This window comes from Daejeonella sp. (genome assembly GCF_044348475.1).
Classification (GTDB): Bacteria; Bacteroidota; Bacteroidia; order Sphingobacteriales; family Sphingobacteriaceae; genus Daejeonella.
In genome coordinates, this window is record NZ_JBIKSU010000004.1 from 49,930 (window position 1) to 74,476 (window position 24,547).

Here is a 24,547-nt window from a genome sequence, read left to right on the forward strand (position 1 = left end):
GACCACTACTTATATTTATAAATTCAAACCCATCAATTATGATCAAAAATCTAACATATTATCTACTTGCCGGTGTCGTATTTCTTGGTGCCTGCATTAAAAATAATCCCAATATAAGTGAAGAAGATGGTCTATTAGCATTCAGCGCCGATAGTTTAAGACTGCATGTGGCCGAGCTATCCGATGACTCGCTTCAAGGCCGCAAGCCATTTACTCAGGGCGAGACAAAAACCATTGCCTATTTGCAAAAAAAATTCAAAGAAAATGGACTTGAACCTGGAAATGGAGACAGTTACATCCAAGAGGTGCCTATGGTTAATATTAAAACCACGGCTTCACCACAAATGCAGGTTAACAACTCAAAAGGGAGCTTTATGCTAAAGGGCCTAGAAGACTATGTAATCTGGACAGATAAAATAACAGATAAAGTAAGTTTGGAGAATACTGAAGTGGTATTTGCAGGATATGGTGTGAATGCCCCAGAGCATAACTGGAATGATTATGCCGGTTTGGATGTTAAAGGAAAGGTAGTCATGGTAATGGTCAATGACCCAGGTTTCGCAACTGGAGATTCCACACTATTCAAAGGCAAGAGCATGACCTATTACGGACGCTGGACTTATAAATTTGAGGAAGCGGCAAGGCAAGGTGCCAAAGCATGTTTGATTGTTCACACTACAGAAGGTGCAAGTTATCCATTCAAAGTAGTACAGAATAGTTGGAATGCTTCAAAACTAAGGCTTGACGACCGTGGAAAAAATAATTCCTATACCGATATCAATGGATGGCTTTCGCTACCTGCAGCAAAGAAACTAATTGCAGCAGCAGGGCAAGATTCAACGAGTTTTTTTGCTCAGGCAGATAAGAGAGGTTTTAAAGCTGTTGCTCTTGATCTGAAATTGAGTACCAGTTTGGAGGTAAAAACCACCTTCAATAAATCGATTAACGTAATCGGCAAAATAACCGGAAGCAAACGTCCGGATGAAGTAATTATTTACACTTCGCACTGGGATCATCTAGGTATTGGCTCTCCAGATGAAACCGCCGACTCAATCTATAATGGCGCATTTGACAATGCCAGTGGTACTGCAAGCCTCATTGAACTGGCCAGAGCTTTTAAAAGCCTGAAAGTACAGCCTGAAAGAACAATCATTTTATTAGCTGTTACAGCAGAGGAACAAGGTCTGTGGGGATCTGCATATTACGCTCAAAACCCAATTTATCCTGCAATAAAAACTGTAGCGAACATTAATATTGATGGGGTGAACCCGTTTGAAAAAACAAAAGATATCATCATTGTTGGGCAGGGTCAATCAGAGCTAGAAGAATATTTAAAGGAAGCAGCCGAAAAAGCTGGACGCATAATTTCAAATGAAACACATCCAGAAGCAGGATATTACTACCGATCCGACCATTTTAATTTTGCCAAAGCAGGTATACCTGCACTTTATACCTCTAAAGGAGTAGATGTTATTGGAAAAGAACCGGGATATGGTCAAAAAGCAAAAGATGAATATACCGAGAAGCATTACCACCGTCCATCAGATGAATATGATCCGGCAAAATGGACATTCGAAGGTGGTATTGATGATATCAAACTACTTTTCCAGGTAGGTAAAAAATTGGCATTTGAAGAAAAGATGCCACAATGGAAAGAAGGATCTGAATTTAAGGCTATTCGGGAAAAAAAATAGGAGTTTAAAACCCATTTGATTTTTTGATATAACCTAAAAGATATGCGCAGCACCCTATCTAAACAATAGTTAACTTAGCGGCCTTTATGAATAAAGATCTGCTAAAGAAACTACCGGTATTAACATTGCTTCTATTGCTCAGCAGCAATGGATTTAGTCAAATGAAGTTGATTAAAAAACTCTTCTCAAGTGATGCCGACACTGTTCGTTCCAGTAGTTTTCTTCCACTTCCAGTAATTGGCTATTCACAAGAAACTGGGGTAGAGTTTGGTGGCTTAAGCCTGTATTCTTTTTACACCGACCGCAAAGACACCCTTACCCGCACGTCGAGAATTAGTGGATTAGCAACTTTTACAACCAAAAAACAATCAAGTTTTCAACTCAAATCGGATATCTGGTCGGCACAGAATAAATACCATTATACCGGTGAGATCCGCTATAAAAATTTCCCATTTAATTTTTACGGTATTGGAAATTCAACCTTTGAGTTGAATGTAGACCCAATCACTCAGAAACTTTTTAAGCTGAATGGAGGAATTGAAAAACGATTTGGCAATACAAGGTACACGGGGTTAAATATTGCCTTTGAAAGTTATCAGTTCAGCGATAAGGCTATCGGCGGTATTTTCAGTACAGATCCTTCTATTTTCGATAAAGACGGCGGGAAAGTATTATATATCGGATTCACACAGATAATTGATAGCAGAAACTCCAATACCTATACTACCAATGGAACTTTTGCACGGATGAATTACTCTTATGCTCCAGATATTTTCGGGGGCGATAATTTTGGTGGTAGCCTTTTTAAAATAGACCTACGAAATTTTCAATCGGTCAATAAAAAAACAACAATTGCCTTCAATGCTCAATATCAATCGCTGAATGGTGAAAATACTCCTTTTTACCTTTTGCCACAACTTGGAGGCGATGAGATGATGAGAGGTTATTATTTAGGGCGTTACCGTGACGAAAATTTATTGGCCTTGCAATCTGAAATCCGATTGAGATTCCACCCCCGCTTCGGAATTGTTGGTTTTGCCGGAACAGGAACAGCTTTTACACGTAGAGATTTTAGTCTGAAAGATTTTAAACCCAACCTGGGTGGCGGATTTAGATATTTCTTTGACATTGAAAAGGGCTTGAGTATCAGAATGGATTACGGAATTGGAGAAAAGAACCCGGGAGAAAAAAGACAAAGTGGGTTTTATTTAAGTTTAGGAGAGTCTTTTTAATAAGGGAAGAGAATTTTATTAATTTGCATACAGGAAAACCCTCATTCATCAATAAATTTAGTTTATGCCAAAAATTTATAGTGTATTACTATCTTTTACCCTCCTGTTTTTACTATCCTGTGCTAAAAAGGAACAGAAATCTGAGACTCAGCAAATCAACTCTCTGGCAGAAAACTATGTGCGCCTTGGTCTGACCATCGGCCAATACGATGCCGATTTTGTAGATGCTTATTATGGTCCGGATTCTCTGAAACCAGCCAGTTCTAAATCAGATATCTTTCCAAAAGACAGTCTCCTTAATCTAGTTACAGAACTAAGAAATAGTTTGAAAAATAGTACCCAAAAACTAAGTGATACCAATAAAGTCAGAACCAGATGGATGTTGCAGCAACTTTTAGCATTCGATAGGCGTATTCGAATCTATTCAGGTGAATTCAAAACGTTTGATGAAGAATCTAAAGAGCTCTTCGGCATTTCTGCCCCTATATATACAGAAGAACATTATAAACTTTTGCTCGACTCTCTAAACAAATTATTGCCAGGCAATGGAAGTGTTCAGGACAGATTCCAAAATCTTGCTAACCGCTTCATCATTCCTGAAAATAAACTGGATACCATTTTTAAAACCACCATAGCCGAAGCAAGAAAAAGCACTAAAGCCTATTATCGTTTGCCTGAAACTGAAACATTCACCATAGAATATGTAAAAGATAAGCCTTGGAGCGGTTATAACTGGTATAAAGGCAATTACACCAGTGTAATCCAGATCAATACCGATACCCGAATCTTTATTGAAAGAGCAATTGATGTGGGGAGCCATGAAAGCTACCCGGGGCATCATGTTTACAATATGCTATTAGAAAAAAATCTTTATCAAGATAAAGGCTGGGTTGAAATTTCGCTTTATCCCTTGTTTAGTCCGCAGTCTTTTATAGCTGAAGGTAGCGCCAATTATGGTATCAACCTGGTATTCCCTGGCAATAGAAAAGTCAAATTTGCAAAAGAAATACTGCTTCCACTTGCCAAACTTGATACGGCCTACATTACTAACTACTTCCATGCTTTAGCCATTAGAGGTAAACTTAACTATGCCAGAAATGAAGCTGCCAGAGGTATCGTCAATCAAACAATGACTGATAAACAGGCATTGGAATGGCTGATGAACTATTGTCTTTACAACAAAGAAACAGCCCTCAAATCAATCAGCTTTATTAAAAAATACAGAAGTTATGTAATCAATTATAATTATGGGCAAGATCTTGTCAGGAAGTATATTGAATCAAATGCAATTGATCCTAAAAAACGCTGGGATGTATTTGGAAAATTACTGAGTAACCCGGTTTTGCCCGAAGAACTACTAATCAACTAATCGCAATAAATTATTCAATCACAATGAAAAAATTAATTTTTTTACTCTTATTTCCTGTACTGTCAATTGCACAGAACAAGACTGAACAGAAAAAATTTCTGAAAATTGATAATTACGTGAATGGCTTGTTAGCCGATTGGAATATCCCCGGTTTAGCACTGGTGATTGTTCATAAAGACCAAGTTATTTATAGCAAGGGATATGGATTCAGTGATCTAGAAAATAAAATTCCGGTGAGCAGCAGCACCCTATTCCCTATCGCTTCAAACAGTAAATTATTTACTTCAACTTTAGCTACTCAGTTAGCATTTGAAGGCAAATTAGATTTGGATATACCAGTTAAAAAATATATATCCAATATTAATTTTTTTAATTCTGAATTAAATGAAAAAGTCACTCTTAGGGATATGCTCAGCCATCGTACCGGTCTTCCGGCGTACGATGGGATTTGGATAAATGCATCTTTCAAAAGAGCAGAACTAATTGAAAAAGTTGCTTACATGAAACCCAGTTTGGGATTTCGTGAAGGATATATTTACAATAATATCATGTATACCAGTGCGGGTATTGCAATAGAAGCCGTAACTAATAAAAGTTGGGAAAATAATGTCTCTGACCGTATTTTTAGACCATTAGGAATGAATGATAGTGGATTTACTGGTATTGGAGAAAAACCAAAAAACCATTCGCTCTCCTATTTTGAAGACGAAAGCAGCAAGAAAATTACTGCAAGAACCTTTATATCACAGTCAGAATCTTTAGCTCCAGCAGGAAATATCTATTCCAGCATGACAGACATGAGTAAATGGCTAATCACTCAGGTGAATGGAGGTAAATTTAATGGTAAACAGGTTATTGCGGCCCAAGCCATTGCCGAAACAATGGTTCCAAATGCAATAGCCGATAAAAGAGGTCGCTATGACGAGCTTTCTAATTCCATTTATGCACTTGGTCGTATTCTTCAAACTTATAAGGGCACAAAAATAGTTAGCCATACGGGATCAATCGATGGTTTTTATTCCAACATGACCTATTTACCAAAAGATAGTATTGCGCTCTTTATTGTTCATAATTTCATGCCTGCTGGATCACTCAGATCAGTCATGAACCTCCCAATCATCGATATATTAAAAGATCGAGAAATTACCAATTGGAGTGAGCGTTACAGAAAAGACTACCTAGAAGCAGAAGAAAAAAATAAAAAGAATGTTGATGAAATTAATGCCTCTCAGATAAGAAATACATTAACTTCACATCAGGCAGAGGCTTATACTGGCACTTACAATCATCCGGTATATGGACAAATCACAATCAGCCTGAATAAAAACATGCTCCAAATCAGCTATAGAAGTATTAATAAAATGCTTCATCATTGGCATTATGATCAGTTTATAACCATGGATGAGGGAGATGGCTATCCCGATTTGCGGATCAGCTTTTTAACTAATGATAAAGGAGATATAGACCGAATCAGCACACGACCTTTTGGAGATCCGGCAACAGAGTTTACCAAGATTAAATAATCCCAACCAATAAAAATTAGTTGGGATTTATTGACAATTTTTCAATGAACCAATATTTATATATTTATAAACAATAAAAATAAATAATCATGAAGAAGTACATTTTGTTTTTTATTCTTTTCGGCTCTGTCATTATTCAAACAGTAGGTCAAACAATCAGCAATACAGGTCCAGAAGCGGCTGGATTCTCTGCCGAACATTTAAAGCGCCTGGATATTGCAATGAATGATTGGGTAGAGAAAGGATATATGAATGGAGCAACAGCTTTGATTATCCGCGATGGAAAGATTGCTTACCATAAGGCTATCGGGTTTAATGACCTTGATACAAAAGCGCCTCTTCAGAAAGAAGGCATTTTCAGAATTGCCTCACAAACCAAGGCAATCACTAGCGTTGCAATTATGATGCTTTTTGATGAGGGAAAATTATTACTTACTGATCCAGTTTCATTGTATATCCCTTCATTCAAGAAGCAAAGTGTCATGCTAAACTTTAACCCTGCAGATACCAGCTACACTACAGTTCCTGCAAAAAGAGAAGTTACCATAAAGGATCTTTTAACTCATACCTCAGGCCTTGGTTATGCGCAAATAGGCTCACAAGAGGCCAATGCAATCTATGCTAAAAACAATATCACTGCAGGTTTGGGTGTCAAAGACAGAACATTGCTTTCGGCAATGACCAAACTTGGTGAATTACCTTTGATGCACCAACCGGGCGAAAAATTTACCTATGGTTTGAATACCGACGTGTTGGGTTGCTTGGTAGAAATAATTTCTGGTGTAAGTCTTGATGAATTTTTTAAAACCCGAATTTTCGAGCCACTGGGCATGAAGGATACCTATTTCAATGTCCCTGCAAGCAAAGCTAATCGTTTAGTAAATCTATATACTGAAACACCTCAAGGAAAATTAGTAAAAGCAAATGCAGGAATGTTAAACAGTCCTGCAACTTCCAATTATCCGCTCGTTCCACATACCTATTATTCTGGCGGTGCCGGATTAAGTTCTACCATTTATGATTATAGCATTTTTCTTCAAATGCTGCTGAATAATGGTGTTTACAATAATAAAAGATTATTAGGCCGCAATACAGTGAGAATGATGACAACTAATCAAATTGAAGGTATCCCCTATTCAGGTGGAACCTTTGGACTAGGATTCGGAGTAGTTACTGATCAAAATAGCGGAAGTGCTCCCGCCCAAGTTGGCACATTTAATTGGGGAGGAGCATTTGCAACATCCTATTGGGTAGATCCAAAAGAAAAAATGGTTTACCTGTTTTTTAGACAATTGCAGGCAAGAACACATAATGAGGTTGTTGAAAAGTTCAGAGCCTTAACTTATCAGGCCATTAAAGATTAATTTAACGAAAAATCGGAGCTGAATAGTTTGATACAAACACATTAATTTTACTAATACCTAAAATTGTGATACCAATACTAATCCTCTGTTCTTCCATACTGCTGCTTTTACTACTCATAATGGTGGTAAAATTAAATGCCTTTACTGCATTGATTCTCTCAACGCTGTTTGTAGGATTGTGCAATTCTATGGTATTATCCACTATTGTAAAATCTATCAGTAATGGTATTGGGAGTACACTTGGGTCTACCTTATTAATTTTAGGTTTTGGCGTTTTATTCGGAAGTGTACTTTCTGAAACAGGGGCCGCCCAAAGAATAAGTATTGGCCTAGTAAATTTATTTGGAGTAAAACGAATAAAAATTGCAATGGCTTTAACTGGCTTCGTAGTAGGCATTGCCATGTTTTATAATGCAGGTTTTATCATATTAATACCCTTGGTATTTTCTGTGGCGCTAAATACTGGACAGCCTCTGGTTTATTTAGGCATTGCATTAACCAGCGCACTTTCTGTAACCCATGGTTTTTTACCCCCGCATCCAGGACCAAGCACCATTGCTATTATTTTTAAAGCAGATATTGGGAAAACATTATTGTATGGAACCCTGATATCTATTCCTGCAATAATTATGGCCGGATTAATTTTTCCTGAGTTTGTTAAAAAAATCAAAGCCAACCCACCTAAAGAAATTTTTAATATCAAACATTTTGAAGACAATGAAATGCCTGGGTTCAATACCAGTGTTATCGTAGCACTGATCCCGGTTATTTTAATGGGTTTTGCTACTGCAAGTACTTTATTATTGCCTACTACATCTTCTATTACAAAAACCCTGCAGTTTATTGGCGATCCCGGCATTGCCATGTTACTTGCCTTGTTGATAGCCATCTTTGTTTTGGGTATTGCTAGAGGAATAAAAATGAAAACGTTAATGGATAAATCAGCTTTATCCTTAAATGCCGTTACAACAATACTCATGCTAATTGCAGCTGGTGGTGCATTTAAACAGATATTATTGGATAGTGGAACAGGTGATGCCATAGTTGGCTTTTTTAAAGGCTCCACCTTATCGCCGCTTTTACTCGGATGGCTAATTGCAACGCTGCTTAGAATAGCGGTGGGCTCTGCAACAGTTGCAGGATTAACGGCAGCAGGAATTGTACAACCATTGATTGGACCTATGCAAGTTAATCCTGAATTAATGGTACTTTCTATTGGTGCCGGTAGCTTAATGTGTTCTCATGTAAATGATACCGGGTTCTGGATTTTTAAAGAATATTTTGGATTAAGCATAAAAGATACATTTAAAACATGGAGCATCATGGAAACCATTGTAGGCATTATGGGATTATTTGGAGTATTAGCCTTAAATACATTTTTATAAACCGCAGTAAATAATTTGAACAAACCGTGCATTTTTTGCTTGATTTTTAACACTAAGAACATGAAAACAATATTTCTATTGGGTTCTATATTTTTTTGCTCATTTGTTGTAAATGGACAAACAATAGCAGACCTGCTTATTCGAAATGGAAAAATTTATGACGGTACAGGAAATTCCTGGTATTATGGTGATTTGGCAATAAAAAATGGCAGAATTATCAAAACCGGACATATAGCTGATATGCAGGCCAAAAAGACCATTGATGCCAAAGGCTTGATCGTGGCACCTGGTTTTATTGATGTTCATGGGCATATTGAAGGGGGTATTACTGAAACTCCCACAGCTAATAACTATATTTTTGATGGCGTAACAACAGTTATTACTGGCAATTGTGGAGGGTCGGCTGAAAATATTGGCTCTTTTTTTCAAGAAATCAATACAATCAGGCCTTCTATTAATGTTGCCACTCTATTCGGGCATAATACCGTTCGAGCACAAGTCATGAACAGAGATAACAGAACTCCCACAAATCTGGAACAGAAAAAGATGGAAAGTCTGGTAGAACAAGCAATGAAACAAGGTGCTGTTGGTTTGTCTACAGGATTAATCTATATCCCAGGTACATTCGCCAAAACGGAAGAGGTTAGCGGACTGGCTAGGGCAGCAGGAAAGTATAAGGGTGTTTACGCATCTCATATCCGGAATGAGGAAAATAAAGCAGTTGATGCTATTAATGAGGCAATAAATATTGGTAAAGAAGCAAATATTCCTGTACAGATCTCTCACTTTAAGATAGGTGGTAAATCAAATTGGGGCAAATCAAACATTACCCTTGGCTTAGTAAAACAGGCGCGCCTTGACGGTTGGGATGTTACGATCGATCAATATCCATACACCGCAAGCAGCACGAATCTGGGAATACGATTACCAGACTGGGCGTTTGCAGGCGGAAACGATAGCATGAAGGTACGTTTGAACAACCCGCTTGTAAGAGCTCAGATCAAAAAAGAAATGTTGCAGCAGTTAGCCAGCTATAAATTTCCTAATTACAGCTATGCAGTTGTTGCCAACTATCCTTCAGACACCACTTACAATGGAAAGAATATCTCTGAAATTAATAAACTGATGGGAAGAAGGGCAAAAGTTAAATTTGAAGCCGAGACCATTATGGATATGGTTGAAAAAGGAGGTGCCCAAATGGTCTATAATAGCATGAATGAAGCCGATGTGAAAAATATCATGCAATATCCATTCAGTATGTTTGGTGCTGATGCTGGTGTTCCTGTACCAGGGCGCGGAATGCCACATCCACGTGGATATGGTTCTAATGCAAGGGTTTTAGGCAAATATGTCAGAGATGAAAACGTACTTTCCATGGAGGATGCTATTCGGAGGATGACCTCATTAGCTGCACAAAAATTCGGGTTAAATGATAGAGGCCTGTTACTCGCAAATTACGCTGCTGATATCGTGATATTCAGCGAATCAGAAGTAACCGACATGGCTACCTTTCAAAAACCACATGCTTACTCTAAAGGGTTTAAATATGTAGTTGTGAATGGTGAGTTAGTGGTTGAAAACGAAAAACACTTAGGTACCAGAAGTGGGAAAGCGTTGTATGGGTTGGGGTATGTGGAGTGAGGTAAGAAGTGTGTTGTCTGTTGTCTGTTGACTGAGGTAAGAAGTGTGTTGTCTGTTGTCTGTTGTCTGTTGACTGAGGTAAGAAGTGTGTTGTCTGTTGTCTGTTGTCTGTTGTCTGTTGACTGAGGTATGAAGTATGAAGTATGAAGTATGAGGTAGGAGGTCTGAGGTAGGAAGGAAGGGAAGGGGTGTTGTCTGTTGTCTGGCTATCGTACCCATCCTGATAACTGATAACTGATAACAGATAACAGATAACTGATAACTCACCTTAAAACCGAATAACAAAATCTTCTTTTGCCTGTGCTTTTCTGACGAATACCAGTCCGATTTGAAAAAGATCAAAAGTTACACTGACTTCTGGATGTGCTTTAATTTGTTCCCAGGCATCTTTCATGTCCTGACTCCTGTAAATATTATCAACTATCAGTATTGATTCCTCGCTTAGCTTTGGTAAACACCACCTAAAATAGTTCAGAATAGCTTCTTTAGGATGTTTGCCATTTATTAATACGAAATCAAGTTCAGTAATATCTTTAATGACTTCTGGAAACAACTCATCAAAATTCCCAACAAGGAGTTCTAAATTTTGAATATTGAGCTTATCAAGATTTTCATGCGTAATTTCTGCTGTTTCAGGATACCTCTCTAAACTAATAATCTGAGCATTTGGCGCTGCTTTTGCAAGGTATGCTGTGGTAATACCTAAGCAATTACCCAATTCAATAATAGTTGACGGATTTACATCTAAAACAAGGCGATGAATGAGCTGATCTAGCCTGGCAGGCTTTAAACTATTCCTGGCAAATGTGCTAATCTTCTTTTGTTTATTCTGGTTAAGAAGTGAACCAACTCCAAGATCAGTGATAGGTATACTGCGCACATCAAGGAATAATTCAGACCGTAATTTCTCAATGTCAGAATAAACCTTTTTGGCATGAAAATCATAAATAACTTGATCAACCAGACGGTAGGCAAAGGGTGAATGTACGCCATGCCGCGTTTTGGCTTTCAATCGATATTTAAGGAAATCAACCGCCACTTGGAGATTTATCATGGGGCTAAAGATAGTTTTCAGATGTGAGATCTGAAATATGAGATTTGAGATAGAAGAAGCTTATAGCCAAAACCTCATAAGAACAAGCACATTTTTGCGTAAATTTGTAATCACAAATGAACGAAAAAGAAGTACAATCTCTTATAAAATTGCTCGATGACCCGGATGTTGAAATATCCAGTCACGTGGAAGAAAAGCTCTTGTCTATTGGCAATGAGGTGATTGGCTATCTGGAAAATGCCTGGTCACATTCTTTAGATGCAATGCTTCAAGAGAGGATTGAAAATCTGGTACACAAGATCCAGTTTAGTAATGTAAAACGAGAACTCGAACTTTGGTATATCTCAGGATCATACGACCTTTTGCAGGGAATGCTAATCATCAATAAATATCAATACCCAGACCTAGATGAACAGAAGATAATCAATCAGATCGAAGATATTAAAAGGGATATCTGGATGCAGTTGATTTATGAAATGAGTGCGGTTGAAAAGGTGAAGATAATCAATCATGTAATCTATGAAACTCATGGATTTTCAGGCAATACTAGCAACCATCAGGATCCTCAGAATTCATACCTAAGTCAGGTATTGGAAAGTAGAAAAGGAAATCAGATCCTACTGGCAGTAATCTATTCGATTATTGCGCAAAAACTCGATATTCCCATCTATGGGGTTAACCTACCGCAGCATTTTGTGCTGGCCTATGTGGATGAAGAACCAGCAGAACATAACATTAATTCGGAAAACGATTTCGAAAATCGCATCTTATTTTATATTAATGCATTTAATAAAGGTTTTCTTTTTGGAAGAAAAGATGTGGATGGATTCTTAAAACAACTTAATCTCAAACCTCAGCATCATTTCTATGAGCCTTGCAGTAATGTTGAGATTATTCAGCGGGTACTTCGAAACCTCATCAGTGCTTATGAAAAGCTATCATCAGTAGAGAAAGTTGCTGAAGTTCAAGAGATGCTGGGGATTTTTCCGGAACCGAGATAAGGGAGGGGGGAAGGTTATAGGTAATAGGTTATAGGTTATAAGTAATAGGTTATAGGTAATAGGTAATAGGTTATAAGTTTAAAGCTGAAAGGGGGAAGCTGAAAGGGGAAAGCTGAAAGGAGAAAGGCAGTTGTCTGTTATCTGTTGTCTGAGGTATGAAGTATGAGGTCTGAAGCAGAATCTATATCCCAATACTCTATACTCACTACTCAATACTCAAAATCTGTTGTCTGTTATCAGTTGTCTGTTGTCTGAAGCAGAATCTATATCTCAATACTCAAAATCTGTTGTCTGTTATCAGTTGTCTGTTGTCTGAAGCAGAATCTATATCTCAATACGCTATACTCACTACTCACTACTCAAAATCAGTTATCAGATTTTGGGAAATAGAATAAATTTCAAATTAGCACTGAATTGTCTTGGTTCTTTGCTCTTGGTTCTTTGTTCTTTACTCTTTACTCCTTGTTCTTTTGTCTTGGATCTTGGTTCTTGATACTTGGATCTAACTAAAATTCCATCAAATAAGCCTTCAAAAATTCATCTAGATCGCCATCAAGAACTGCCTGAGCATTAGATGTTTCATAATTTGTGCGCAGATCTTTCACCAGTTTATATGGATGTAGCACATAATTCCGAATCTGTGAACCCCATTCTATCTTCTTCTTATTTCCCTCAATGGTTGCTGAAGCTTCTTGACGCTTACGCATTTCTGCCTCATAAAGCTGCGATTTTAATAGTCGGATAGCATTCTCTTTATTCTGAAGCTGAGAACGTGATTCCTGATTTTTAATGATAATCCCAGATGGTTTATGATATAAACGAACGGCGGTTTCTACCTTATTCACATTCTGACCTCCAGCACCGCCAGAGCGGAAGGTTTCAAATTCAATATCTGCCGGGTTAACATAAATCTCAATGGTATCATCTACCAATGGGTACACATACACTGAAGCAAATGAGGTATGTCGCTTTGCATTCGAATCAAAAGGTGAAATTCTAACCAACCTATGAACACCATTCTCGCCTTTTAAATACCCATAGGCAAAATTACCTTCAAATTGTATGGTTACAGTCTTGATTCCAGCTACATCGCCTTCTTGATAATCTTGTTCACTAACCTTAAATCCATGCTTTTCGCCCCACATAACATACATTCTGAGTAGCATAGCTGCCCAGTCGCAACTTTCGGTACCTCCAGCCCCGGCAGTAATTTGCATCACCGCATTCAGCTGATCTTCTTCAGAACTGAGCATATTTTTGAACTCTAGCTCTTCTATCTTTTTAACTGTAATATCAAATTGCTCCTTTAGTTCAGATTCTGTGGCATCTCCAGATTGGAAAAAATCGAGCATGACAGTAACATCTTCAACGGATGCTTCCGCAAGTTGGAACTCATCGGTCCATTTTTTCTTAGTGTTTATTGAATGTAATGCTTTTTCGGCCTCCTTAGGGTCATCCCAGAAATCGGGTCTCAGGGCAATATCCTGTTCATTTTTGAGATCATCTAACTTCTTGTCGATGTCAAAGATGCCTCCTCAGAGACGTTATTCTGTCTCTTAAATCCTGAATATTTTCTTTGGTCATAATGCAAAAATAGAAAAAAATTACTCATCAATTGAGTAAAAGCTGACAGGATATTGAATTTTGTCAGCCTATAAATCTTAAAATCCGTCGGCCTTAATATCCTTTTCTATAACAGGACCATACTTTGCTGCAATACTCCTAATATCTTCTGATTTACCAATCAATAAAAATTGAAGCTTATCTTTTGGAAAATATTTAGTGATGATCTCTTTTGACCTGGCCAACGTAAGTCCATCAACATTGCTCTGAAAATTATTAATGAACGACTCATTAAAGCCATACCAAAACATCTGAGTCAATAAACCAGCTAATTGCCCGGCAGTTTCATAACGCGGCGGAAACTGCCCTTTAACATAATTCTTTGCCGAAGCCAGTGTCTTTTCGTCAAAACCTGTTGCATGCAAACTATCCAGCACATGCAAGGTTTTTTCAACTGTTGGAAGCGTAGTTTTTACGGCTGTAAAAGTTGAAATGGAGAAGGTACCAGAGTTTTTTAAAGGTGAGAAACTACTTCTGGCTCCATAGGTAAGCCCGGAATTAACCCGAAGCTCATCATTTAACCAGGAAGTAAAGCGACCACCAAAAACGGTATTAACCACTTCAATAGCCACAAAATCGGGGTTATCGCGACGAATTCCCATTCCTCCAATTAAAAAAGTAGTTTCGCGAGCGTCTTCTTTATTCACCAGAAGTACCCGGGCCGTTTGGGGTATACTAACAGCCTGAGCAGCAAGGTTGCTCTGCGGAAGACCGGTCCTTTTCCATGCACCAAACAGGCTAGTTATACGTGCTTTCATCACTTTTGTATTGAAATCACCAACAATAGCAATTGCAGAACCTTGCGGACCATAATTATTTTTGTAAAAGGTCTTTAAATCATCCACATTGAATTTCCCAACAGTAGCTGGACTTCCATTTACAGCATTTGCATATACATGGGCACCATAGATGAATTTATCCCAGTAGGCATTGATCACATTTCTGGGGCTTAACTTTGCCTGCTCAAGATTTGAAAGAACACGCTTTCTCTCCTTTTCAAATTCGTCTTTATCAAATACTGGATCCAGCATCACTTCTTTAAGAATTGGGAGAACTTTTTCAGCATCCTTAGCTGCAAATTTTGAAGTAATTGTTGCTGATTCTTTACTTGCAAAGGTATTCAGATCTGCTCCTATAAAGTCAAGATCCTCCTCAATTTTGGTTTTTGAATACGATTTGGTACCATATTGTAAACCTGCGGCGGTTAAACTTGCCAGACCAGATTTCTCAGCATCATAGATAGCTCCAGCAGAAACAATGGCAGAAACACTGATCAACGGAACTTCATGCTGTTCCATTAAGTAAACGGTTAATCCATTGGGTAAAGTAAACTTTTCATAAACGGGCACTTTAAATGCCAAGGGTGTTTTTTGGGCAATTGCCGGGCTACAAAGTACCAATGCAATCAGAACAGCTGAGATATTTCTTATTAATTTCTTCATTTCCTTATTCTTCTACGTTCGATTTCAAAATACCAACAGTACGATTTGACTTATTAAAATATTGGCTTGCCACACGCTTCACATCCTCAATACTTACCTTTGAATATTCAGCAGGCGCATCGAACATCTTTCGGTAATCACCAAAAAACAATTCATACGTCCCAATATTATTCGACTTTCCATTGATTGTCTCAATCTGAGCATAAAACTCGACCAGCTTCTGATTCTTGATTTTTTGAAGTTCATTTTCAGTGATTCCATCTTTTTTTATTTTATCAATCTCTGCATAAATGGCTGATTCTATATCTACTTCCTTTACTCCTTTTGCTGCAATAGCATATATATTAAACAGGTTAGGATCGAAACTTTCGCTGAAATCAGATCCAACCATATTTGCCAGCTGCTTTTTATCAATCAATTCTGAATACAGTCTTGATGAATTTCCGCTACTAAGTACGGCGTTCAAAATACTTAATGAATAATAATCCTTATTTGTGGCTTCGGGCGTATGGTAGCCAATCATTAAATAAGGACTTGGAACTTCCTTCTGAATGCTTACCCTGCGCTCTCCTGTTTGTGGAGGCTCAACCAGATGAACCGCCTTGGGAGGTGCATTTGCAGGTATTGGAGCCATGTATTTCTCTGCCATTTTCTTAACTTCATCAACCTTTACATTTCCTGAAATTACTACCACACAGTTATTGGGGGCATAATAAGTCTTGAAATATTTTTCAAGATCTTCTTTTGTCCAATTTTTTATATCCGTCTCATAACCAATTACCGTCCAGTGATATGGATGCTCCTGAAATGCGCTTGCATTCAATGCATCACTTAACATATTCCATGGAGAATTTTCAAGACCAGTACTGCGCTCGGAAAGAACTACACCGCGCTCACTTTCCACCATTTTAGAATCTATATTCAAGCTGGCAATACGATCTGACTCGAGGTCAAAAATAGTCTCCATCGAATTTACTGGAAACCAATCTGTATAAACCGTAACATTTTGTGTAGTGTATGCATTATTAGCTCCACCATTAAATTCCATGGTTTGGTCAAACATTTTAGGCCCGTATTTCTTTGCTCCATTAAACATCATATGCTCAAAGAAGTGAGATAAGCCTGTGATACCAGGATGTTCATTTCGGGAACCTACCTTATAGAACAAGTACATATTGGCATTGGGAATTGAATTGTCTTCAGCGACTAGGAATTTCATTCCGTTATTTAAGGTAAATGTTTTAATATCATCGGCCTTGGTTTGTGCAAACAGGGGAATACAATAGCCCATGAGCAGAATGCTTAGTAATTTCTTCATTGGTAGGTATTTGGCTAATTGGAATTTTATTCAAATTAATAGATATTAAGTCTAATTTTACAATTAAATTGATTTTTCTTTAACCTATTATCGAAATTTATGCTTCCCCGCCATAATTTAACTTCAACAGATACATTCAAAGCCCTTTCTGACCATTTCAACAGGATCAAAAAGGAGAAAATAATCGATCTATTCAAGGATAATACACGATTTAAACAATTTTCAATCACCTTCGGAGATATTTTACTCGATTACTCTAAGAATAGAATCAATTCAGAGACCCATGAGCTATTATTGAAGCTAGCCAAAGAATGTGAGTTGAAACAAGCCATTGAAGCTATGTTCAGAGGTGAAAAGATAAATGAAACTGAAGGAAGGGCAGTTTTACATACCGCATTACGTAACCCAAACCATTCGGGTTTTAATCTGGAGGGTAAAGATATATTAGCTGATATTCATCGAGTTTTAACTAAAATGGAACTGTTTTCTGACCGGGTGATTGGCGGGCAATGGAAAGGTTATACGGGCAAAGCAATTACTCATATTGTGAATATTGGCATTGGCGGCTCGGATCTAGGACCCGTTATGGTAACTGAAGCACTAAAAGCCTACAGGAATCATATAAAATTACACTTCGTTTCAAATGTGGATGGCTCTCATATCGTAGAAACACTTAAAGAACTTGATCCGGAAACTACCTTATTCATGATTGCCTCCAAGACATTTACTACCCAGGAGACTATGGCTAATGCCTATTCTGCTCGCAACTGGTTTCTAAAAGGTAGCGCCGCAGAAGAAGATGTGGCCAAACATTTTGTGGCCATCTCAACTAATGAGCAAGAAGTTTCAAAATTCGGGATTGATACGGCTAATATGTTTGAATTCTGGGATTGGGTTGGTGGAAGATATTCGCTTTGGAGTGCCATCGGACTCAGCATAGCCTGCGGTATCGGATATTCCAATTTTAAGGCTTTATTGGATGGTGCACATGATGCCGATGAGCATTTCAGAAATACAGACTTTGATAAAAATATTCCGGTAACGCTGGCACTTCTAGGTGTTTGGTACAGCAATTTTTTTGGTGCTGAAAGTCATGCGATTTTACCATATGATCAGTATATGCATCGCTTTGCTGCCTATTTCCAGCAGGGAGATATGGAAAGTAATGGAAAATCAACTGACCGCAATGGTATGGCTATCCACTATCAAACTGGTTCAGTGATTTGGGGTGAGCCAGGCACTAACGGACAACATGCTTTCTTTCAACTCATACATCAAGGCACTAAACTTATTCCTTGTGATTTTATAGCACCCGCTCAGAGCCATAATCCAATTGGAAATCATCATCAGTTACTCTTATCTAATTTCTTTGCTCAGACTGAAGCTTTAATGAATGGCAAAAGTAAAGATCAGGTTGTGGCTGAGCTGAAAGCTGCCGGAAATACTGAAGATGAAATAAAAAACCTGGCGCCATTCAAGGTTTTTGAAGGTAATAGGCCTACCAATTCGATACTGATAAAAAAAATCACACCCCATACTTTAGGTTCGCTTATCGCGATTTACGAACATAAAATATTTGTTCAGGGTATAATATGGAACATTTTTAGTTTCGATCAGTGGGGTGTTGAGCTAGGCAAGCAACTGGCAGGGCGTATTTTGCCAGAGTTGAAAGATGAACAAGCGGTTACTGGGCATGATGCTTCAACTAATGGCTTGATCAATCAGTATAAGGTTTGGAGGGAAAGGAAAGGGGAAAGCTGAAAGCTCAAAGCTGAAAGGGTAAAGGGCAATCCTACTGCGGGCTCAGTTTAATCTGAAACAGTTTATCCCATTTCTTGCCGGTTACAAATAGGCGTTTGCCTTTGCTATCCCAAGCAATTCCATTCAGTACAAATCCATCAAAATCTTTCATGGTTCTGTCTGAATCTGGATAAAGATTGGTAAGATCAAGCTCGCCGGTAACCTGACCATTTACAGGGTCGATCATAACGATGCGATTGGAATTATAAATATTCGCAAAAATTCTACCATTAATAAATTCAAGCTCATTCAGCTCATTAACCGGCCCATTGTCATCGTAAACCTCAATAGAACCTTCCTGCATATACGTATCCTTATTCAGAATAAAAATTGAATTGCTGCCATTGGTGCTGTAAATAACTTTACCATCATTGCACAAGCCCCAGCCTTCTCTCTGATACTGGCCCTGAAATTCACGAAGTAATTTAAACGAATTCAAATCAAATTCAAGGTTCAGATTGTTTTGATACGTCAGCATCAAGATTTTATCGCCAACAATGGTTATCCCCTCAGAAAACAGCTCATCTCTAACCTTGGTAATCTGCAAAATTTTGCCTGTAGCAGGATCGGTTTTTCGCATACTTGACTCACCCAACAAACCATCGCTTTCATATAGAAATCCGTTATGAAATTCTAAACCCTGAGTATATGAACTGGTATCATGCTTCAAGGTTTGCTGAACAGTAAAATTGAATTTTTGGGGTACCAGCGTAGATTTTACGACAATATTAGTACTAATCTCTTCTGGCTCGGCATTTCCACGGTAAATTTTCGCGGTTATTGACTTAATTCCCAGTGGAAGTTGATTAGTTGGTACACTAACAGGCTTTTCACCTACCAACTTCTGCAATTTGACTCCATCAGCAAAATACACAATAGAATCTGCCTTAGCATTCAAACTAAGCTCCAGATTTACTGAATCACCAAGGTTTACTGAAGTCCCTGCCTCTGGACTGATCCAACTAGATGCAGAACTGGTGTTTTCTTTAGGTTCATTCGAGCAATTCGCAAACAAGAAAATAGAACCTAGAGAAAGACAAATTAATTTATTTCGCATGATTGCATTTTTAAAGTATTTAGCCAATCTTATGGCCAAAACGCATCTTCAATATGGTTAATAACAGGATTGCCAAAATTATCAAACAAAACTGAAATTATATCAAATCTTATTTCATGCTGATGGCTCATTAAATGAATGTACTCTTCAGCAGCAAGCACCAGATGTTTTTGTTTATCAGGACTTACAAAGTCTTCAGGTTCTGCAAAAGAGTTATTTCTTCGTGTTTTTACCTCAACAAAGATAATAGTAGAGTTTTTATAGACAATCAGATCAATCTCCGACTTTTTAAACACCCAGTTCTCTTCTAGAATCTCAAACCCTAATTCTTCTAGATATCCCTTTGCCAGCTTTTCACCATCCCTGCCTAAGATATTATGAACGGCCATTATTTGAGAATCACGGAACCCAGAAAATTGGAAATCCCCTTTTCAACTTCTTTCACCTGCATATAATGCCGCATCAGTATGGTCTGATTATCACTATCAGTCTCAGCCTGAATATCATCACGAATTTTCTTAAGAATACGGTCAACCTTACGCTTCTTTAAATGAAAAATTCCTCCTAGAATTGTTAATCTCAAATTTGTACTCTCATTCCTCACATAGATCTTCCTTTTTGCATACCAGTTATCACTTAAAATATAGGGCGATGACACCATTGCTATGGCAAGGTCGGCAATCTCATGATCTGTATGTTTAATAAAATCCTGTTCTGAAGGTAAGGCACCGTTTTCGAGCTGCTTTTTATATTCATCAATGATTCTGGCACATAAGACATTTTCGAAATTGACATCGGCCAGATTGGCAATAATGTAGGGTGCAATATAGGTATCGGTAATATCATCCCAATGCACTAATTCATGCCCATAGTTCAATAAAAGACGAATTATTTCTCGTTCCTGCTTTTCATCGGTGTCGGATATTCCGGCAAGTTCAGGCTCAATGGAAATAGGAATGGTATCCGGATTGTTTTGAGGTGTATAGCTATTGGTGTCCTTTTTTATCTTTCCTAAACGAATCTTATTTAATTCTGAAATAAGAACCCGCTCTTCAATCTGCAGCAGGGAACTGCACTCCCGAACAAAAACTGAGGCTTTGATACCATCAGGAATCTTGGCAATACTTTCAACTACCTCGCGGATAATTCCAGCCCTTTTGATTGGATCATTTCCGGCATCCTTTAACAGAATTCCGGTCTTGTATAAAATAAAATCCTTTTTATTCTGTTCAATATGAGTTTTAAAGGCAGCACTCCCAAATTCTTGCACATACGAATCAGGGTCATGGCTATCTGGGAAATTGACCACCTTTACGTTCAATCCCTCTTCTAGGATCATATCCAGCCCTCTTAACGAAGCTTTTATTCCGGCTTCATCCCCATCATACAGAATGGTAATATTTTTTGTGAACCGACCAATCATTCGAATCTGCTCAATAGTTAATGATGTGCCTGATGAAGCAACCACATTTTCTACCCCAGCCTGATGGACCGACAAAACATCGGCATAACCTTCTACCAAGTAGCAATTGTCTTCATCGCGCATTGATTTTTTAGCGAAGAACAATCCATACAGCACATTCGACTTATGATAAATATCGCTTTCTGGCGAATTAACATATTTAGGAACAGCCTTGTCTGTCTTTAAGGTACGGCCGCCAAAACCAATAACTCTTCCGGTAAAACTATGAATCGGGAACATGACTCTGCCACGAAAACGATCGTATAATTTTTCATTATCCTTGCGGATGGTTAAACCGGTATCTTCCAGGAATTGAATATTATATCCTTCCTTTAATCCTTGCTGGGTTAATGCATCCCAAATATCCGGCGAATAGCCTAATTCAAACTTTTTAATAATATCATCACGGAAACCTCTCTCCTTAAAATAGCTGAGTCCGATACTTTTTCCTTCATCTGTTTCCATCATTTGCTGATGGAAAAATTTAGCGGCCCAGCCGGAAACGATGTATAAACTTTCTCGCCGATCGTTTACAGCCTGCTCTTCAGGAGAATTTTCAACCTCCTCAATCTCAATACTATATTTATTGGCTAGGTAGCGAAGTGCCTCAGGGTAGGTGGCCTTTTCATGTTCCATAATAAAACGAACAGAATCGCCACCTTGGCCACATCCAAAACACTTAAATATGCCTTTCCCTACTGATACATGAAAAGAAGGAGTCTTTTCATTATGAAAAGGACAGAGACCAATCATACTGGTACCGCGCTTTTTCAAGGACACAAAATCACCTACAACTTCCTCTATACGGGATGTTTCAATGATCTTGTCTACGGTCTCTTTAGGAATCAAACTATTTATTTGGAATTTAAAATTAGTGATTTTTTTGTTCTGAAAATTGAAAGGCTAATAAATCAGAAAAAAATCTCAAGTCTACCCGTTCAAACTATAAAAATGCTTCATACCTGAAATATAAATCCAAACAGAAAGATTTATGATCCGATATAAGTAAACCTTAACTTATTTATAACCCTTATGCAGGATTAAAAAACTGGCTCTTTCCTCTCTTTTAAAAGGGATATCCCAATTGCCCTGATAAGTAATCTTGGTAGGTAACAGGGTCTGATCTGAGCCAAAATAACCTAATTCAATATTCATCTGCACATCAAATTCGAAGGCTAGATTATCATATTTCATATCTACATAACGACCAAGGATCTGAAAATTACGCATATCAAAGATCGTGGTTAATTCCTTGATCATCAATCCATCTTTGGTCCAATTGGAAAGATCAGGCTTCATTTTAACTTTAAATCGGTATACCGGGATTGAATCGAGGTAGGTTCCTCTATAAAAGGAGTAGTCATAGTACTGCCTCATGTTTGGAGTAAAGATCCGAGTCTTACTACCAATAAAAGGAACTCCCTTAATTGGCCGCCCAGGACTAAAAATCAAGGTCTTCAATTTATCTTTATACGACTCATTACTTTCTCCTTTGGCTCCGGTTATGGGTGCTGAAGGAACAAAATCTGAGTTATAGGCATTCATAAAAATGTAGTCAAACATCTCTACGGTATAGAGTGAAAATTTCCCATTATTTTTAAAGACCTTTCCTTCATCCTTCTTTTCAAGGAATTGCATTTTATAAGGCCCATCATTATTGTGATAAATTTTACGGTAAATCTTGCCCTCTACTGCATTCTTCTTATCATACGTAAAAACTCTGTTTTCGGCCGTGAATGTATACCTCTTCATGTTGCGGAAGGCCTCATAGAAGCTGGTATCATTGATAATTTCATTGATAAAACTTTCAACTGTTAAACGTGTTGAAGTAACTGTTATCGCCGAATCAATGGTGACAGTAAGTACAGTATCGGGGTTGAAACGAGGAATCTGCTGAGCAAAACTAACGCTGCAAATGCTCATTAGGCTCAGAATAAAATATAGTCTCTTTATCATAAATTTTACCTCTTTGACTAAACCGGCAGCTACTTAATTTCCTAACTGCTTCAGGGCAATGTAGGTCATTAAACCAGTGCTTAATCTAAGTGAATCTTCATCCACATCAAACGTTGGGGTATGTACTGAAGATGTGATTCCGCGTGAAATATTTCCAGTTCCTAATCGGTAGAAACATGCATCAGAAACCTGCGAATAATAGGCAAAGTCTTCAGCAGCCATCCAAATATCCAGATCAAGAACGTTTTCTTTTCCTAAATAGTCTTCGGCATAGGCACGAGCATCAGCAGTAAGCACTTCTTCATTGATCAGGAATGGATATCCACGAACAATATTAAAATCACAGCTCCCACCCATTGCTTCGGCAATACCTTCGGCCATTTTTTTCATTTTTTCATGTGCCTTAGCTCTCCATTCTTCATCCATAGTGCGGAAAGTACCTTCTAGATAAACTTCATTGGGAATTACATTGGTTGCACCATTGGCAATCACTTTACCAAATGATAAAACAGAAGGAGTTTTAGGATCAGCCACACGACTAATGATCTGCTGTAATGCAATGATAATATGGGAGGTAATCAACACAGGGTCTATATTCTGCTGAGGCTGAGCCCCATGACCACCCTTGCCATGCACAGTTACATAGATTTCATCTGTAGAGGCCATATATTTTCCGGAGCGGAAACCAACCTTACCTGATTCAATCAGTGGCATTACATGCTGACCAAGCACTGCATTGGGTTTTGGATTTTCTAAGACACCTTCTTTAATCATCATGTTTGCACCACCAGGTAATTTCTCTTCGGCTGGTTGAAATATCAATTTTACTGTTCCGCCAAATTCATTCTTCAGCTCAGTCAAGATTTTTGCTGTTCCCAGAAGTGATGAAGTGTGCACATCATGTCCGCAGGCATGCATAACCCCCGGATTTTTCGACTTATACACCACATCATTTGCTTCAACGATTGGAAGTGCATCCATATCGGCCCTAAGAGCCACTACCGCATCCGATTGCTTTGCTCCTTTGATCAAGGCTACCAATCCGGTATTTGCCATTTTCTTGTATTCAATACCAAGTTCATCCAGCTTTTGGGCTACAAAGGCAGCAGTCTCGTATTCGTGAAATGAAAGTTCAGGATTAGCATGCAAATGACGGCGGTTAGCTACAACATCGCTATGAATCTGATTGGCTAGGTTGGTAATTTTATCTTTTAACATTATTGAAGAATTATCATTTCAGAGAAAATGAACATAGACGAATAATACCTCTTTAGTTCATTCATAAATTTTTCAGCTTCGAGCCGAGTTCGGAAATCACCAACTCTAACCCTGTAATTTGGCTGTACATAACTAATATAAATTTTGTATGCTGGAAAGCGTACTTTAAATTTTGTATGCTCTGCATAAGCCTGTTGGCGCTCCAAACCTGAAAATATCTGTACCCTGAAACCGGATACTTCAATACTACTCCCAGATCTGTTATCCTTGCTCAGAGTCAAACGTTTAGCAATCAGGCTATCAATCTGTGGATCTTTTGTGACCTTCAGCGTTCCTATCTCCTGAGCTGAAACGCTAGAGATACAAACGATAAGAAACAAAAATCCGATAAAACTTTTCCAGCCCATT

General features: G+C 38.1%; 19 protein-coding genes. 9 read left to right on the top strand and 10 right to left on the bottom strand.

The window, feature by feature from the left end; all coding sequences use genetic code 11:
• The first annotated feature begins 38 nt into the window (after positions 1-38).
• From ACIQZ6_RS02325 to ACIQZ6_RS02355, 7 genes are all read left to right on the top strand, one after another.
• The gene (locus ACIQZ6_RS02325; protein ID WP_395807810.1) at positions 39-1,694 is read left to right on the top strand and encodes a M28 family peptidase; all 1,656 of its coding nucleotides are present in this window, start codon (positions 39-41) and stop codon (positions 1,692-1,694) included.
• Between the two features lie 86 nt (positions 1,695-1,780).
• On the top strand, positions 1,781-2,926 hold the full coding sequence (locus tag ACIQZ6_RS02330) for a polymerase (RefSeq protein WP_395807811.1): 1,146 nt from the start codon (positions 1,781-1,783) through the stop codon (positions 2,924-2,926).
• 64 nt (positions 2,927-2,990) lie between these two features.
• Positions 2,991-4,295 (top strand): hypothetical protein, encoded by a 1,305-nt coding sequence (locus ACIQZ6_RS02335; protein ID WP_395807813.1) that lies wholly within the window; start codon positions 2,991-2,993, stop codon positions 4,293-4,295.
• A gap of 23 nt (positions 4,296-4,318) precedes the next feature.
• On the top strand, positions 4,319-5,818 hold the full coding sequence (locus ACIQZ6_RS02340) for a serine hydrolase (protein WP_395807815.1): 1,500 nt from the start codon (positions 4,319-4,321) through the stop codon (positions 5,816-5,818).
• An 89-nt stretch (positions 5,819-5,907) separates the two neighbouring features.
• Positions 5,908-7,182 (top strand): serine hydrolase domain-containing protein, encoded by a 1,275-nt coding sequence (locus ACIQZ6_RS02345; protein ID WP_395807817.1) that lies wholly within the window; start codon positions 5,908-5,910, stop codon positions 7,180-7,182.
• Between the two features lie 65 nt (positions 7,183-7,247).
• Positions 7,248-8,567 carry a gluconate:H+ symporter gene (locus ACIQZ6_RS02350; protein WP_395807819.1) on the top strand — a complete coding sequence of 440 codons (1,320 nt, stop codon included), beginning with the start codon at positions 7,248-7,250 and terminating at the stop codon, positions 8,565-8,567.
• Positions 8,568-8,627: 60 nt separating this feature from the next.
• Positions 8,628-10,208 (top strand): amidohydrolase family protein, encoded by a 1,581-nt coding sequence (locus ACIQZ6_RS02355; RefSeq protein WP_395807821.1) that lies wholly within the window; start codon positions 8,628-8,630, stop codon positions 10,206-10,208.
• Positions 10,209-10,476: 268 nt separating this feature from the next.
• Here the strand turns inward: ACIQZ6_RS02355 and ACIQZ6_RS02360 are convergent, their stop codons facing one another.
• Positions 10,477-11,262: an O-methyltransferase gene (locus ACIQZ6_RS02360; RefSeq protein ID WP_395807822.1), complete on the bottom strand. Its 786-nt coding sequence runs from the start codon at positions 11,260-11,262 to the stop codon at positions 10,477-10,479.
• 116 nt (positions 11,263-11,378) lie between these two features.
• Here ACIQZ6_RS02360 and ACIQZ6_RS02365 point away from each other — a divergent pair, with 116 nt between their 5' ends.
• Entirely contained in the window at positions 11,379-12,263 is an 885-nt protein-coding gene (locus ACIQZ6_RS02365; protein WP_395807824.1) for a transglutaminase-like domain-containing protein, read from the top strand.
• 506 nt (positions 12,264-12,769) lie between these two features.
• On the opposite strand, the gene prfB is transcribed toward ACIQZ6_RS02365, so the two are convergent.
• The 3 genes from prfB to ACIQZ6_RS02380 all read right to left on the bottom strand — a co-directional run bounded on the left by prfB (position 12,770) and on the right by ACIQZ6_RS02380 (position 16,646).
• Positions 12,770-13,847 (bottom strand): peptide chain release factor 2 gene (gene prfB, locus ACIQZ6_RS02370; RefSeq protein ID WP_395807826.1). Its coding sequence is split into 2 segments (ribosomal slippage): positions 12,770-13,786 and positions 13,788-13,847, totalling 1,077 coding nucleotides; the frame shifts between segments, so codons are not numbered across the junction.
• 77 nt (positions 13,848-13,924) lie between these two features.
• A complete protein-coding gene (locus tag ACIQZ6_RS02375; protein ID WP_395807828.1) occupies positions 13,925-15,328 on the bottom strand; it encodes a M16 family metallopeptidase in 1,404 nt (467 codons plus the stop codon).
• A gap of 4 nt (positions 15,329-15,332) precedes the next feature.
• On the bottom strand, positions 15,333-16,646 hold the full coding sequence (locus ACIQZ6_RS02380; protein ID WP_395807830.1) for a M16 family metallopeptidase: 1,314 nt from the start codon (positions 16,644-16,646) through the stop codon (positions 15,333-15,335).
• Between the two features lie 99 nt (positions 16,647-16,745).
• Between ACIQZ6_RS02380 and pgi the strand changes: the two genes are divergently transcribed.
• Positions 16,746-18,407: a glucose-6-phosphate isomerase gene (gene pgi, locus ACIQZ6_RS02385; protein ID WP_395807832.1), complete on the top strand. Its 1,662-nt coding sequence runs from the start codon at positions 16,746-16,748 to the stop codon at positions 18,405-18,407.
• Positions 18,408-18,438: 31 nt separating this feature from the next.
• Here the strand turns inward: pgi and ACIQZ6_RS02390 are convergent, their stop codons facing one another.
• The 6 genes from ACIQZ6_RS02390 to ACIQZ6_RS02415 all read right to left on the bottom strand — a co-directional run bounded on the left by ACIQZ6_RS02390 (position 18,439) and on the right by ACIQZ6_RS02415 (position 24,546).
• Positions 18,439-19,503 (bottom strand): glutaminyl-peptide cyclotransferase, encoded by a 1,065-nt coding sequence (locus tag ACIQZ6_RS02390; RefSeq protein WP_395807834.1) that lies wholly within the window; start codon positions 19,501-19,503, stop codon positions 18,439-18,441.
• A gap of 29 nt (positions 19,504-19,532) precedes the next feature.
• Entirely contained in the window at positions 19,533-19,892 is a 360-nt protein-coding gene (locus tag ACIQZ6_RS02395) for a YraN family protein (RefSeq protein ID WP_395807836.1), read from the bottom strand.
• Positions 19,892-21,814, bottom strand: a complete 1,923-nt coding sequence (gene dnaG, locus ACIQZ6_RS02400) for a DNA primase (RefSeq protein ID WP_395807837.1) — start codon at positions 21,812-21,814, stop codon at positions 19,892-19,894. The genes ACIQZ6_RS02395 and dnaG overlap by 1 nt, the downstream gene beginning before the upstream one ends.
• Before the next feature lie 168 nt (positions 21,815-21,982).
• A complete protein-coding gene (locus ACIQZ6_RS02405) occupies positions 21,983-22,921 on the bottom strand; it encodes a hypothetical protein (RefSeq protein ID WP_395807839.1) in 939 nt (312 codons plus the stop codon).
• A 33-nt stretch (positions 22,922-22,954) separates the two neighbouring features.
• A complete protein-coding gene (locus ACIQZ6_RS02410) occupies positions 22,955-24,139 on the bottom strand; it encodes a M20 family metallopeptidase (protein WP_395807841.1) in 1,185 nt (394 codons plus the stop codon).
• Entirely contained in the window at positions 24,139-24,546 is a 408-nt protein-coding gene (locus ACIQZ6_RS02415; protein ID WP_395807843.1) for an SPOR domain-containing protein, read from the bottom strand. The genes ACIQZ6_RS02410 and ACIQZ6_RS02415 overlap by 1 nt, the downstream gene beginning before the upstream one ends.
• Position 24,547: the final 1 nt, after the last annotated feature.